At 73.1% G+C, this 12,811-nt stretch carries 14 protein-coding genes; 7 read left to right on the top strand and 7 right to left on the bottom strand.

Going from position 1 to position 12,811, the window contains the following annotated elements; all coding sequences use genetic code 11:
- Window positions 1-58 precede the first annotated feature (58 nt).
- Window positions 59-898, top strand: coding sequence for a hypothetical protein (locus BU52_RS24965; protein WP_037938284.1), 840 nt, complete (start codon window positions 59-61; stop codon window positions 896-898).
- A 52-nt stretch (window positions 899-950) separates the two neighbouring features.
- Window positions 951-1,280 (top strand): rhodanese-like domain-containing protein, encoded by a 330-nt coding sequence (locus BU52_RS24960; protein WP_037938223.1) that lies wholly within the window; start codon window positions 951-953, stop codon window positions 1,278-1,280.
- A gap of 8 nt (window positions 1,281-1,288) precedes the next feature.
- Here BU52_RS24960 and paaE read toward each other — a convergent pair whose 3' ends face one another.
- Genes paaE through paaA form a run of 5 tightly spaced genes read right to left on the bottom strand, consistent with a single transcriptional unit; the run spans window position 1,289 to window position 4,905 of the window.
- Entirely contained in the window at window positions 1,289-2,347 is a 1,059-nt protein-coding gene (paaE, locus tag BU52_RS24955) for a 1,2-phenylacetyl-CoA epoxidase subunit PaaE (RefSeq protein ID WP_037938221.1), read from the bottom strand.
- The gene (paaD, locus tag BU52_RS24950; protein ID WP_037938220.1) at window positions 2,347-2,883 is read right to left on the bottom strand and encodes a 1,2-phenylacetyl-CoA epoxidase subunit PaaD; all 537 of its coding nucleotides are present in this window, start codon (window positions 2,881-2,883) and stop codon (window positions 2,347-2,349) included. The genes paaE and paaD overlap by 1 nt, the downstream gene beginning before the upstream one ends.
- Window positions 2,877-3,611, bottom strand: coding sequence for a 1,2-phenylacetyl-CoA epoxidase subunit PaaC (gene paaC, locus BU52_RS24945; protein WP_037938219.1), 735 nt, complete (start codon window positions 3,609-3,611; stop codon window positions 2,877-2,879). Before paaC ends, paaD begins: the two co-directional genes overlap by 7 nt.
- Window positions 3,608-3,895 (bottom strand): 1,2-phenylacetyl-CoA epoxidase subunit PaaB, encoded by a 288-nt coding sequence (gene paaB / locus BU52_RS24940; RefSeq protein ID WP_037938218.1) that lies wholly within the window; start codon window positions 3,893-3,895, stop codon window positions 3,608-3,610. Before paaB ends, paaC begins: the two co-directional genes overlap by 4 nt.
- The gene (paaA, locus tag BU52_RS24935; protein WP_037938215.1) at window positions 3,892-4,905 is read right to left on the bottom strand and encodes a 1,2-phenylacetyl-CoA epoxidase subunit PaaA; all 1,014 of its coding nucleotides are present in this window, start codon (window positions 4,903-4,905) and stop codon (window positions 3,892-3,894) included. The genes paaB and paaA overlap by 4 nt, the downstream gene beginning before the upstream one ends.
- Window positions 4,906-5,220: 315 nt before the next feature.
- Between paaA and BU52_RS24930 the strand changes: the two genes are divergently transcribed.
- The 3 genes from BU52_RS24930 to BU52_RS24920 are packed head-to-tail and all read left to right on the top strand — an operon-like array spanning window position 5,221 to window position 8,202.
- On the top strand, window positions 5,221-6,162 hold the full coding sequence (locus BU52_RS24930; RefSeq protein WP_037938214.1) for a DUF5819 family protein: 942 nt from the start codon (window positions 5,221-5,223) through the stop codon (window positions 6,160-6,162).
- Window positions 6,159-7,406 (top strand): HTTM domain-containing protein, encoded by a 1,248-nt coding sequence (locus BU52_RS24925; RefSeq protein WP_037938212.1) that lies wholly within the window; start codon window positions 6,159-6,161, stop codon window positions 7,404-7,406. The genes BU52_RS24930 and BU52_RS24925 overlap by 4 nt, the downstream gene beginning before the upstream one ends.
- Window positions 7,407-7,416: 10 nt before the next feature.
- Window positions 7,417-8,202 carry a TrmH family RNA methyltransferase gene (locus BU52_RS24920; RefSeq protein WP_037938211.1) on the top strand — a complete coding sequence of 262 codons (786 nt, stop codon included), beginning with the start codon at window positions 7,417-7,419 and terminating at the stop codon, window positions 8,200-8,202.
- 16 nt (window positions 8,203-8,218) lie between these two features.
- On the opposite strand, the gene paaN is transcribed toward BU52_RS24920, so the two are convergent.
- Window positions 8,219-9,910, bottom strand: a complete 1,692-nt coding sequence (gene paaN, locus BU52_RS24915; RefSeq protein WP_037938210.1) for a phenylacetic acid degradation protein PaaN — start codon at window positions 9,908-9,910, stop codon at window positions 8,219-8,221.
- A 161-nt stretch (window positions 9,911-10,071) separates the two neighbouring features.
- On the opposite strand from paaN, the gene BU52_RS24910 reads away from it, so the two are divergent.
- Both BU52_RS24910 and BU52_RS24905 read left to right on the top strand, forming a co-directional pair.
- Window positions 10,072-11,586: a 3-hydroxyacyl-CoA dehydrogenase gene (locus tag BU52_RS24910; protein WP_037938209.1), complete on the top strand. Its 1,515-nt coding sequence runs from the start codon at window positions 10,072-10,074 to the stop codon at window positions 11,584-11,586.
- Window positions 11,583-12,173 (top strand): TetR/AcrR family transcriptional regulator, encoded by a 591-nt coding sequence (locus BU52_RS24905; protein ID WP_037938208.1) that lies wholly within the window; start codon window positions 11,583-11,585, stop codon window positions 12,171-12,173. Before BU52_RS24910 ends, BU52_RS24905 begins: the two co-directional genes overlap by 4 nt.
- 36 nt (window positions 12,174-12,209) lie before the next feature.
- On the opposite strand, the gene BU52_RS24900 is transcribed toward BU52_RS24905, so the two are convergent.
- A complete protein-coding gene (locus BU52_RS24900; RefSeq protein WP_037938206.1) occupies window positions 12,210-12,695 on the bottom strand; it encodes an Lrp/AsnC family transcriptional regulator in 486 nt (161 codons plus the stop codon).
- Window positions 12,696-12,811: the final 116 nt, after the last annotated feature.

Here is a 12,811-nt window from a genome sequence, read left to right as displayed (position 1 = left end):
CGGGCAGCGGGCCGCCGGAGCGGGGCGGGCGCCCCGCCGGGTGGCCTACGCTGTCCGGGTGACGACCTCGGAAGGTGAGCAGGGTGGCGGTGGCGCCGGCGCGGAGCGGACGCCCGGCGGTGGCGCGGCGCGGCCCGAGGACCGGCTGGAGCAGGCCGTACGGGCGGCAGAGCAGGCGCTGATCGAGTTCGAGATCGCCGTGGAGACGTTCCGCGTCGAGGTGGACAACTTCTCCCGGCTGCACGAACAGAAGCTCGGCCCGATGTACGCCCGACTCGAGGAACTGGACGCCCGGATCCTTGAGGCCCGGGCCGCCCGCAGCGACGATCCCGAGGACCGGCGCCGGGCCGACGAGGCACGCGCCAGGCTCATGCCGATCCCCGGGGTCGAGGAGCTGATGAACGGCTGGATGGACGGTGACGGCCTCTTCCCCGAGGCCACGGCCATGCTCACAGGGCAGGCGGTCCGCCCCCCGCAGCGGGTGCGGCCCAGCGAGGAGGCCCGCAGGCTCTACCGCGAGCTCGCCCGCAAGGCCCACCCGGACCTGGCGCAGGAGGACGAGGAGCGCGCCCGCCGCGAGGAGTTCATCACCCGGGTCAACGCCGCCTATGCCCGCGGCAGCGAGGCCGAGCTGCGGGAACTCGCCGAGGAGTGGGCCGCGGGCCCGGAGCTGAAGCGCGTCCCGAGCGCAGGTGAGGAGCTCTACGCCCGCCTCGAATGGCTCTCCCGGCGCAAGGAACTGCTCACGCTCGTCGCGAGGGACCTCGAGGAGAGCGCCATCGGCTCGATGCTCCGCCTCGCCCCGGACGATCCCGACGCGCTGCTGGAGGAGATCGCCGACGGACTGCGGGCCCAGGTGACCGAACGCGAGACCGAGCTGGCGGCCCTGCTGGCCTGAGACGGCGCACGCCGGGTCGGGTAGCGTCGGGGGCATGAGTTTTGGAGCTGGTGTGCCCACGGTCCAGGTCGCGGACCTCGAGGACGGCGACTTCCTGCTGGACGTCCGCGAGGACGACGAGTGGAAGGCCGGCCACGCCGAAGGGGCGCTGCACATCCCCGTCAGCGAGTTCGTGGCCCGCTACGGCGAGCTGACCGAGGCCGCCCCGCAGGACGGCCGGGTCCACGTGATCTGCCGTTCGGGCGGACGGTCGGCCCAGGTCACGATGTACCTGGCCCAGCAGGGCATCGACGCCGTCAACGTGCACGGCGGCATGCAGGTGTGGGAGGCCGCCGGCCGTCCCGTCGTCACCGACGACGGGCAGCCGGGGCACGTCCTGTAGGGCGGCCGCTACCGGTCGAAGTCCAGCTCCACCGTCTCCGTCACCGGATGCGACTGGCAGGCCAGGACGTAACCCGCCTCGGTCTCCTCCGACTCCAGTGCGAAGTTGCGGTCCATCCGCACCTCGCCCGAGACGAGGAAGGCGCGGCAGGTCCCGCACACGCCGCCCTTGCAGGCGTAGGGCGCGTCGGGCCGGTTGCGCAGCACCGTGTCCAGCAGCGACTCCCCGGCCTGGACGGGCCAGGTGCCGCCGCGTCCGTCGAGCCGGGCGGTGACCGTACTGTGGGCGGGGGCGGGCGTCGTGGAGACGGGTGCCGTGCCGGCGTCCACGTGGAAGATCTCCTCGTGGACGCGGGAGCGGGCGACTCCCAGCCCGCGCAGGGCCCGCTCGGCGCCCTCGACCAGTCCGTACGGCCCGCACAGGAACCAGCCGTCCACGCGCTCCACGGGCAGCAGCGCGGGAAGCAGTCCCGCCAGCCGCTCATGGTCCAGCCGACCGGACGGCAGCCCCGCCTGCTGCTCCTCGCGGGAGAGCACCGTCACCAGCTGGAGCCGCTGGGGGTAGCGGTCCTTCAGGTCGGCGACCTCCTCCAGGAACATGGTCGAGGCGGTCGTCCGGTCGCTGCGGATCAGGCAGAACCGGGCCTCCGGCTCGCGGGCGAGGAGCGTCGAGACGATCGACAGCACCGGGGTGATGCCGCTGCCGCCGACGATCGCCGCGTACCGGCCGGGCGCGGGAGGGAGCGTGAAACGGCCGGCCGGGGTCATCACCTCCAGCTCGTCGTCGAGGTCGATCTCCTTGAGCGCGTACGTGGAGAAGGCGCCGCCGTCGACCAGCCGCACGCCGACCCGCAGGGTGCTCGGCGCCTCGCCGTCGGGGGCGGGGGAGCAGATGGAGTAGGTGCGCCGTATCTCCCGGCCGTCGGCGGTGCGCCGCAGGGCCAGGTGCTGGCCGGGGACGTAGCGGTACTCCTCACGCAGGTGCGGGGGGACGGCGAGGGTGAGGGCGACGGAGTCGTCGGTGAGCCGGTCGACCGCGGCCACCCGGAGCCGGTGGAAGCGGGCCATCACAACTCCTTGAAGTGGTCGAACGGTTCACGGCAGACCAGGCAGCGGCGCAGCGCCTTGCACGCGGTGGACGAGAAGCGGCTGAGCAGCTCGGTCTCGGCGGACCCGCAGTGCGGGCAGCGGACGGGATCCGTCTCGTCCCCCGGTCGGCTCTCGCGGGTCCGGGTCGGCCCCAGCCCCACCCGGACCGGCCCGGAGGCCGGCCGTACGCGTGGCGGAGCGATGCCGAACTCCCGCAGTTTGCGGCGTCCTTCGTCCGTGATGTCGTCGGTCGACCAGGCGGGCGCGAGCACCGTGCGCACGGTGACGTCGAGGACCCCGTGGTCGCGCAGCACCCTCTGTATGTCGAGGCTCATCGCCTCGATGGCCGGGCAGCCGGTGTACGTCGGGGTCAGCTCGACCTCGACGGTGTCCGTCCCGCGCGCGTGCACCGCGCGCACGACGCCCAGCTCGCGCAGGGTCAGCACCGGCAGTTCGGGGTCGGGCACCGAGCCGGCGAGCTCCAGGAGTTCCGCCTCCAGCGGGGTGGTCACCATGTCGCCCCCGGGTGGCTGCGGTGCAGGTGCTGCATCTCGGCGAGCATCCGGCCGAAGGGCTCGGTGTGCAGGCCCTGACGGCCCGCGCCGGCCGTCCACGCTCCCGTGCGCGGGCCCTCGGGCACCGTGAGCGTGGCGCGGCGCAGCACCTCTCCGGTCCACTCCAGCCACGCCGTCTCCAGGCCGGTCCAGTCGACGTCGACGCCCTCGACCGGCTGGAACATCTCGCCGGTGTAGCGCCACAGCGCGTCCACGGCACGCTGCATCCGGGCGTGGCTCTCGTCCGTGCCGTCGCCGAGCCGCAGTGTCCACTGCTCGGCGTGGTCGCGGTGGTAGGCGGTCTCCTTCACGGCCTTGCCGGCCAGTGGGGCGAACGGGCCGTCGCCGGAGGCCAGTTCCCCGTACAGGAGGTACTGGTGTGCGGAGAAGAACAGCTGGCGGGCGATGGTGTGGGCGAAGTCGCCGTTCGGCTGCTCCACCAGCTGGAGGTTGCGGAAGGCGCGCTCCTCGCGCAGGAAGGCCAGCTCGTCCTCGTCGCCGGCCATCGACAGCAGCACCCGGGCCTGGCCGAGCAGGTCCAGCGCGATGTTGGCGAGGGCGACCTCCTCCTCCAGCACGGGGGCGTGGCCGGCCCACTCGCCCAGGCGGTGGGAGAGCACCAGCGCGTCGTCACCGAGGGCGAGCGCGGCCGCCGTGGCGGCGGTGTCCTTGGCGGATGTCGTCGTCACAGGTGCTGCACCCCCTCGGGGATCTCGTAGAACGTCGGGTGCCGGTAGGGCTTGTCGGCGGACGGCTCGAAGAACGGGTCCTTCTCGTCGGGCGAGGAGGCGGTGATCGCGGACGACGGCACGACCCAGATCGAGACGCCCTCGCCGCGCCGGGTGTACAGATCGCGGGCGTTGCGCAGGGCGAGCTCCGCGTCGGGTGCGTGCAGGCTGCCGGCGTGGGTGTGGGACAGTCCCCGGCGCGAGCGCACGAAGACCTCCCACAGGGGCCAGTCGGTGTGAGTCATGCTCGCGTCGCTCCTGTCTCGCCGTTCGTCTGCCTGGCCGCGTGGGCCGCTGCCGCCTCCCTGACCCAGGCGCCCTCCTCGTGGGCACGCCTGCGCCGGGACAGCCGCTCTTCGTTGCACGGGCCGTTGCCCTTGAGGACATCCCAGAACTCCGCCCAGTCGATCGGGCCGAAGTCGTGGTGCCCGCGCTCCTCGTTCCACTTCAGGTCGGGGTCGGGGAGGGTGAGGCCGAGGGACGCGGCCTGCGGGACGCAGATGTCGACGAAGCGCTGGCGCAGCTCGTCGTTGGAGTGCCGCTTGATCTTCCAGGCCATCGACTGCGCGGAGTGCGGGGACTCGTCGTCGGGCGGGCCGAACATCATCAGGGACGGCCACCACCAGCGGTCCACCGCGTCCTGGGCCATCGCGTGCTGCTCGGGGGTGCCCTTGCTGAGGGCCAGCAGCAGCTCGTAGCCCTGGCGCTGGTGGAAGGACTCCTCCTTGCAGACGCGGACCATGGCGCGGGCGTAGGGGCCGTAGGAGCAGCGGCACAGGGGCACCTGGTTGGTGATCGCCGCGCCGTCCACGAGCCAGCCGATGGCGCCGACGTCCGCCCAGGTCAGCGTCGGGTAGTTGAAGATCGAGGAGTACTTCTGGCGGCCGGTGTGCAGCTTGTCGAGCAACTCCTCGCGGCTGGTGCCGAGTGTCTCGGCGGCGCTGTAGAGATAGAGCCCGTGCCCTGCCTCGTCCTGCACCTTGGCCATCAGGATCGCCTTGCGGCGCAGCGAGGGCGCCCGCGTGATCCAGTTGGCCTCGGGCTGCATGCCGATGATCTCGGAGTGCGCGTGCTGCGCGATCTGCCGGACGAGCGTGGCCCGGTAGGCGTCCGGCATCCAGTCGCGCGGTTCGATCCGCTCGTCGGCGGCGACGGCCGCGTCGAACGCGCGCTCGTGGTCCGCGGTGTCGTCCGCGTCGGCCCGTGCGTCGAACGCCCGGCTGCCCGCCGTGTCGCGGGCGGCTGCTGTCGCCATGAGGTCCCCCTCGACCTGAATGCTTCCCGGAGCACGCTCCCGACCGATCGTTCGGTTCGTGCGATTCCATGGTGAGACGGGCGCCGCGAGGTGTCAACCGCTGTGGATAACCTGCGGGGGCCGTCCGCGCACGACGGTGCCCGCGCCGCTATGTGGTGACGGCCACGGATCCGGGGCCCGGCAGGACTGTGCCCGGGCGGCCGGCGCTGAGTACCGTTCCGTGCGACGCGGCGGAGCGGAGGCGCGGGGCGGTGGACGGAGCCCCGCGGCGGGGGCGGAAGCAGTGACGGACCGGGATCGGTGGATCGGGGCGGGATGAACGCGTACGACAAGGGCTCGGACGCCCGGCACGGGCCTGCCGGGCCGGGCGCACCGCACTCCGACGCCGCTCCGCCCGGCCCCGTGCCCGCGGTCCGTCCACCGGCCCCCGGGACCCCGCCGCGGGACTCCGCGGGCCCGGCGGACCGCCCGCCCGGGGCGCGCACCCCCGGCACCGGGCCCGGCCAGGACGGCGGTTCCGGAGCCCACCCCGGCGCGGGACCCGGGAGCGGCCCTGACACCGGCAGCGAGGCCGGCCCCGGCCCCGGAGCCGGTCCCCCGGCCGAACCCCGTACCGGGGTCGCCGCCCTCTCCCTGCGCTACCAGCTCGGCGCCGCGGTGGCGCTCGCGGTCGTCGCCGTCGGGGTCTGCGCCCATCTGGGCCTGACGTTCCTGCACGTCGCGCCGCTGAACACGGTCAGCAAGCAGCACCGCGAGACGATCGACAGCTGGATCTACCCGGAGTTCGAGCAGAACTGGAAGCTGTTCGCGCCGAACCCCCTGCAGCAGAACATCGCCGTCCAGGTGCGTGCCGAGATCCGCACCACGGACGGGTCGTCCCGGACCACCGGCTGGTACGACCTGTCGGCGCGGGACGGCCGGGCCATCGACGGCAACCCGGCGCCCAGCCACACCCAGCAGAACGAACTGCGCCGCGCCTGGGACTTCTTCGTCTCCACGCACGACAGCGACGACCGCCCGGTGGGCCTGCGCGGAGCGCTGTCCGAGGCGTACCTCCGCCGGATCACGGTGATGCGCCTCGACCGCGCGGACGCGGCCGGCCCGGACGGCGTCGTCGCGCGGGTCCAGGTCCGCTCGCGCACCGCCAACGTGCCGCCCCCGGACTGGAGCGACGAGAAGATACCGACCACCCCCGCGTACCGCGTCCTGCCCTGGTGGTCCGTGCCCGGGGACGAGTCCCGGGGAGGCATCGGGTGAACCGCCTGTCGCTGGCGCTGTCCCGGGTGATCGCCCGCGTCGCCGACTCCGCGCTCGGCCCCCACCAGACCGCCGTGATCCGCATCGGCTTCAGCCTGACCTGGCTGCTGTTCCTGCTGCGCGAGTTCCCCCACCGCCAGGAGCTCTACGGCCCCGACGGGCCCTGGGAATGGGACCTCGCCGACCAGCTGGTCACCACGAACGACGCCTTCACGGTGCTGCTCTGGTCGGACGGCCGGCTCTGGTTCGAGGCCGTCTACGCGCTGGCCGTGCTGTGGAGCCTGCTGCTGCTGCTGGGCTGGCGCACCCGCACCATGTCGGTCCTGTTCATGGTGGGCGTGCTGTCCCTGCAGAACCGCAGCGTCTTCATGGGGGACGGCGGCGACAACGTCCTCCACCTGATGTCGGTCTACCTGGTGTTCACCCGCTGCGGCCAGGTCTGGTCACTGGACGCGCGGCGGGCGCGCCGCTCGGCGCGGGCACGCGCGGGGGGCGAGCGGCCGCGCGACCGGGTCGGACCGGCCCTGTGGAGCGTGCTGGGCTTCCTGCTGCTCCTGGCCACGCTGGCGGGCCGGACGGACGGCGACCCGTTCATACCGGCGCTGCTGTGGACGGTGTGGCTCGCGCAGGCGCTGTGGTGGCTGGCCGGGCGCCGCCCGCGGACCGGACAGCCGCGGATCCTGCTGGACGTCGTCGCGAACATCGTGCACAACGGCGCGCTGCTCGTGATCATGGCGGAGGCGTGCCTGATCTACGCCACGGCCGGCTGGTACAAGGTCCAGGGCTCCCGCTGGCAGGACGGCACCGCCGTCTACTACCCGCTCCACCTGGAGTACTTCTCCCCCTGGCCGGCCCTCGCGGACCTGCTGTCGGCCAGCGGCACCCTCGTGATGCTGGTGACCTACGCGACCGTCGCCGTGCAGGTCGCCTTCCCGTTCACGCTGTTCAACCGGCGGGTCAAGAACGCCCTGCTGTCCTTCATGATTCTCGAGCACGCGGTGATCGCCGTCGTACTGGGGCTGCCCTTCTTCTCCCTGGCGATGATCGCGGCCGACGCGGTCTTCCTGCCGACGTCCTTCCTGCGCCGCCTGGGCGGCCTGACGGCACGCGCGCGTGGACGGCTGAGCCCGCGCCGGGACGCGGCACCGGTCCCGGGACCGCGGTCCCCGGCCGGTCGGGCTGCCGGGGAGACCTCGCCGGAGGCGGCACCGGTACCCGGCGCGGTGCCGGGGCCGCGCACGTAGGCTGCACGCCATGAACGACCCCGCCCGCACGGCCCGGTCCGAGGATCCGGCCGGCCCCGTGGCCGCGTGGCGCCGTCTGGCCGACGGCGCCGTCCTGCTCGACGGATTCCACGCCCTCAAGCACGCGGTGCGCTTCGGGGCAGAGGTGCCGGTCGCGATCGCCGCGGACCGGGGAGCCGCGCTCGCGCTCGCCGGCGAGCTGGCCCCCGACGTACGGGAGGCGCTGGCGGCGCTGCTCACCGAGGTACCCGAGGGGACGTACGCCGCCCTCGTGCCGCGCCCGCACCCCACCGGTGTGGCCGCCCTGGCGGTACGCCCCTCCCGCGCGGGCAGCCTCGCGAAGCTGGCGCACACGCCGCGCACCGCGCCCGTGGTGGTCCTGGACAACCCGCGCAACCTCGGCAACGCGGGGGCGGTGATCCGGCTGGCCGCCGGTTTCGGGGCGACCGGAGTCGTCACCACCGGCACCCTCGACCCCTGGCACCCCACGGTGGTGCGCGGCGGGGCCGGGCTGCACTTCGCCACCGCAGTGGAGCGGCTGACCGTGGAGGAACTGCCGCCCGGGCCGGTCTTCGCGCTGGATCCGGAGGGCGAGGACATCCGCTCCCTGAGGCTGCCGGACGACGCGCTGCTCGCCTTCGGCTCCGAGCGCAGCGGACTGTCGCCCGAGCTGCGGGCGCGGGCCGACCACCTGGTGGCGCTGCCCATGCGCCCCCAGGTCTCCAGCTACAACCTCGCGACCAGTGTGGCCATGACGCTGTACCACTGGAGCGCGACCGGGGGCGCCCCCGCGTAGCGGCGGGACGGACGGCCTACGCCTCCCGGCGCACCTCGACCACGCGGAACCGGTTGGCCACGAACGCCCCGTCGCACAGGGCCGCGTTGGCCGCCGGGTTGCCGCCGGAGCCGTGGAAGTCGGAGAAGGCGGCCGTCTGGTTGACGTACACCCCGCCGGTGAGGTTCAGGGAGAGCTGGGCGGCCTCCTCCAGGCAGACCTCCTGGACGGCCTCCTCGACCTCCGGTGAGGTCGTGTAGGCGCCGACCGTCATCGCGCCCTTCTCGCGGATCGTGCGCCGCAGCAGCTCCGCCGCGTCGCCGGCCGAGTCGACGGCGACGGCGAAGGAGACCGGGCCGAAGCACTCGCTCATGTAGGCGGCCTCGGCGTCCGGCTTCGAACCGTCCAGCTTCACGATCACCGGGGTGCGCACCACCGCGCCCGGGAACTCGGGGTTGGCGATCTCACGGGAGGCGAGGGCGACCTCGCCGAGCCCGGCTGCCGCCTCCAGACGGGCCTTGACGTCCGGGTTGACGATCGCGCCCAGCAGCGCGTTCGCCCGGGCGTCGTCGCCGAGCAGGCCGTCGACCGCCTGGGCGAGGTCCGCCGTGACCTCGTCGAAGGACTTGGGGCCCTGGTCGGTGGTGATGCCGTCGCGCGGGATGAGCAGGTTCTGCGGGGTGGTGCACATCTGGCCGCTGTACAGCGACAGGGAGAACGCCAGGTTGGCCAGCATCCCCCGGTAGTCGCCGGTCGACTCCACGAGCACCGAGTTGACGCCGGCCTTCTCGGTGTACACCTGCGCCTGGCGGGCGTTGTTCTCCAGCCAGTCGCCGAACTCCGTGGAGCCGGTGTAGTCGATGATCCGGATCTCCGGGCGGGTGGCCAGCGTCCTGGCGATGCCCTCGCCGGGCCGCTCGGCGGCGAGCGCCACCAGGTTCGGGTCGAAGCCGGCCTCGGTGAGCACCCGGCGGGCCACCTGGACGGTGAGCGCGAGCGGCAGCACCGCACGCGGGTGCGGCTTGACGAGCACCGCGTTGCCCGTGGCGAGGGAGGCGAACAGGCCCGGGTAGCCGTTCCACGTGGGGAAGGTGTTGCAGCCGATGACCAGGCCGATGCCGCGCGGCACCGGGACGAACCGCTTGGTGAGCGCGAGCGGGTCGCGCTTGCCCTGCGGCTTGGTCCACTCCGCGGTGTCGGGCGTGCGGATCTGCTCCACGTACGCGTAGGCCACCGCTTCCATGCCGCGGTCCTGCGCGTGCGGGCCGCCCGCCTGGAACGCCATCATGAACGCCTGGCCGGAGGTGTGCATGACCGCCTGGGCGAACTCCATCGTCCGGTCGCTGATCCGCTTGAGGATCTCCAGACAGACCACCGCGCGGGTCTCCGCGCCCGCGTCGCGCCAGTCCCGCATCCCCGCCCTCATGGCCGGCAGCAGCTCGTCGAGGTCCGCGTGCGGGTAGCTCACGCCCAGCTCGATGCCGTACGGAGAGGTCTCGCCGTCCACCCAGCCGTCCGTGCCCGGCTGGCCGAGGTCGAGGCGGGTGCCGAGCAGGGCGTCGAAGGCGGCCTTGCCGGCCGCCATGTCCAGGCTGCCGTTCTCCCCGTACGCCTTGGGGTGCTCGGGGTGCGGGGACCAGTACGCGCGCGTGCGGATCGCTTCCAGCGCCCGGTCCAGGGTGGGACGGTGCCGGGAGATCAGCTCGTGCGCGGTGAGTTCGGCGGCCATGGGGGACCAACTCCTCGTCTCAGGAGCTCCTCGTCGAGCTCTTGGACCGGTGCGGAAACATAGTCATGAACGGGCGGTCAGAGTTAGAGTAACCGAACGATCGGTCGGGACAAGGGGGTCCGCCGCATCTGTGGACAACCGCGTGCGGGAGGATCGCGCTCATGACAGCACTCGACCTCAGCAGTCCCGTGGCCGTGGTCGGCACCGGCACCATGGGCCAGGGAATCGCCCAGGTCGCGCTGGTCGCGGGCCACCCCGTGCGGCTGTACGACGCCGCTCCCGGCCGGGCCCGTCAGGCCGCCGACGCGATCGGTGCCCGGCTCGACCGGCTGGTGGAGAAGGAGCGCCTCACCGCTGACGAACGGGACGCGGCGCGCGCCCGTCTGCGGCCCGTCGACGAGCTCACCGGGCTCGCCGGCTGCGCGCTGGTCGTCGAGGCCGTCCTGGAGCGTCTCGACGTCAAGCAGGAGCTGTTCCGCGCGCTGGAGGACGTCGTGCCCGACGACTGCCTGCTCGCCACCAACACCTCGTCGCTGTCGGTCACCGCGATCGGAGGTGCCCTGCGGGCGCCGGGCCGCTTCGTGGGCCTGCACTTCTTCAACCCCGCGCCGCTGCTGCCGCTCGTCGAGGTCGTCTCCGGCTTCGCCACCGACGTCACCTCCGCCACCCGCGCGTACGAGACGGCGCGCGCCTGGGGCAAGACGCCGGTCGCCTGCGCCGACACTCCCGGCTTCATCGTCAACCGTGTCGCCCGGCCCTTCTACGCCGAGGCCTTCGCGGTGTACGAGTCCCAGGGCGCCGACCCGGCGACCGTCGACGCGGTCCTGCGGGAGTCCGGCGGCTTCCGGATGGGCCCCTTCGAACTGACCGACCTGATCGGCCAGGACGTCAACGAGTCGGTCACCCACTCGGTGTGGCGGTCCTTCTTCCAGGACGTGCGCTTCACCCCGTCGCTCGCCCAGCGCCGTCTGGTCGAGTCCGGCCGCCTCGGCCGCAAGACCGGGCACGGCTGGTACGACCACGGCGAGGGCGCCGAGCGCCCCGAACCGCACACCGCCGAGCCCGCCGAACCGCCCGCGTACGTCGTCGCCGAGGGCGACCTGGGGCCCGCGTCGGAGTTGCTCGCCCTGATCCGCGAGGCGGGAATCGAGGTGCGCGAGGAGGACGAGGACAACGGCACCCGCCTGGTGCTGCCCGGCGGCGGCCAGCTGGTGCTCGCCGACGGCCAGACCTCCGTGGAGTTCCGCGACGTCGTCTACTTCGACCTCGCGCTCGACTACCGCGGGGCCACGCGGATCGCCCTGTCCCACGCCCGGAACACCTCCCCGGCGACCGTCGCCGAGGCCACCGGGCTGTTCCAGGCGCTCGGCAAGAAGGTCAGCGTCATCGGGGACGTCCCCGGCATGATCGTCGCGCGGACGGTGGCCCGGATCATCGACCTCGCGGTCGACGCCGTCGCCAAGGGCGTCGCCACCGAGGAGGACGTCGACACCGCGATGCGGCTGGGTGTGAACTACCCGCTGGGCCCGCTGGAGTGGAGCCGCCGGCTCGGGAGCGGCTGGGCCTGCTCCGTGCTGGACAACCTGCACCAGTGCGACCAGTCCGGCCGCTACGCGCCCTCCCTCGCCCTGTACCGCCACGCCTACGCCTCGGACCGGCGGGAGGGCACCTCATGACCACCGCCAGGCGCGACACGTACACCCCGGAGACGCTGCTGTCCGTCGCCGTCCAGGTGTTCAACGAACGCGGCTACGACGGCACCTCCATGGAGCACCTGTCCAGGGCGGCCGGCATCTCCAAGTCGTCGATCTACCACCACGTGGCCGGCAAGGAGGAACTGCTGCGCCGCGCGGTGAGCCGGGCGCTGGACGGGCTCTTCGGCATCCTCGACGAGGAGCAGGCGTGCGTGGGGCGTGCCGCCGAGCGTCTGGAGTACGTCGTACGGCGCATGGTGGAGGTGCTGATAGCCGAGCTGCCGTACGTGACCCTGCTGCTGCGGGTGCGCGGCAACACGGACACCGAGCGGTGGGCGCTGGAGCGGCGGCGCGAGTTCGACCACCGGGTGGCGGCGCTGCTGAAGGCCGCGGCGGCCGACGGGGACGTGCGCGAGGACATAGAGGTGCGCCTGGTGACCCGGCTGGTCTTCGGGATGATCAACTCGATCGTGGAGTGGTACCGGCCGGACGGGCGCGGCATGAACGAGCGCGAGGTGGCCGACGCGGTGGCCCGGCTGGCCTTCGGAGGACTGCGCAGAGCCGGCTGAGACGTCCCGGGCCGGCCGGCGGCGTTCCGGCCCCGCTCAGCCCTGCGGCTCCAGGTCCTCCTCCTCGAACACCAGCAGGGTGCGTGAGCTGAGCACCTCGGGGATCGCCTGGAGGCGGGTCAGCACCAGCTCGCGCAGCGCCCGGTTGTCGGGCGTGTGCACCAGCAGCAGGACGTCGAAGTCGCCGCCCACCAGCGCGATGTGCGAGGCCCCCGGGAGCCGCCTGAGCTGCTCGCGGACCGTGCGCCAGCTGTTCTGGACGATCTTCAGGGTGACGTACGCGGACGTCCCGTGACCGGCCCGCTCGTGGTCGACGCGGGCCCCGAAGCCGCGGATGACGCCGTCCTCGACGAGACGGTTGATCCGCGCGTAGGCGTTCGCGCGGGACACATGGACCCGCTCGGCGACCGAGCGTACGGACGCGCGGCCGTCCGCCTGGAGCATCCGCAGGATGTCCTGGTCGATGGCGTCCAGGGGCCGCGCGGGAGGAAGCGGCCCGGTCCCCTCCTGACCCTCGGCCATTTGTTCAGATGCCACCCGCCCCCACCTCTCAGCCGTGGACGTCCTGCATCCATCTCAGGCTGTGGAGAACCGTTTGTCCACAGCCTGGTGCCACCCGTAGCCAAAATGTGCCGACG

This window comes from Streptomyces toyocaensis (genome assembly GCF_000725125.1).
GTDB classification, from domain to species: Bacteria; Actinomycetota; Actinomycetes; order Streptomycetales; family Streptomycetaceae; genus Streptomyces; species Streptomyces toyocaensis.
This window is presented reverse-complemented; position numbering and strand designations above follow the sequence as displayed.

Coding starts and splice junctions, on each gene's coding strand:
- BU52_RS24905 (WP_037938208.1), top strand. CDS start 11,583: ATGACCACCGCCAGGCGCGACACGTACACCCCGGAGACGCTGCTGTCC.
- BU52_RS24930 (WP_037938214.1), top strand. CDS start 5,221: ATGAACGCGTACGACAAGGGCTCGGACGCCCGGCACGGGCCTGCCGGG.
- paaE (WP_037938221.1), bottom strand. CDS start 2,347: ATGGCCCGCTTCCACCGGCTCCGGGTGGCCGCGGTCGACCGGCTCACC.
- BU52_RS24920 (WP_037938211.1), top strand. CDS start 7,417: ATGAACGACCCCGCCCGCACGGCCCGGTCCGAGGATCCGGCCGGCCCC.
- BU52_RS24910 (WP_037938209.1), top strand. CDS start 10,072: ATGACAGCACTCGACCTCAGCAGTCCCGTGGCCGTGGTCGGCACCGGC.
- paaA (WP_037938215.1), bottom strand. CDS start 4,905: ATGGCGACAGCAGCCGCCCGCGACACGGCGGGCAGCCGGGCGTTCGAC.
- paaB (WP_037938218.1), bottom strand. CDS start 3,895: ATGACTCACACCGACTGGCCCCTGTGGGAGGTCTTCGTGCGCTCGCGC.
- BU52_RS24900 (WP_037938206.1), bottom strand. CDS start 12,695: ATGGCCGAGGGTCAGGAGGGGACCGGGCCGCTTCCTCCCGCGCGGCCC.
- paaN (WP_037938210.1), bottom strand. CDS start 9,910: ATGGCCGCCGAACTCACCGCGCACGAGCTGATCTCCCGGCACCGTCCC.
- paaD (WP_037938220.1), bottom strand. CDS start 2,883: ATGGTGACCACCCCGCTGGAGGCGGAACTCCTGGAGCTCGCCGGCTCG.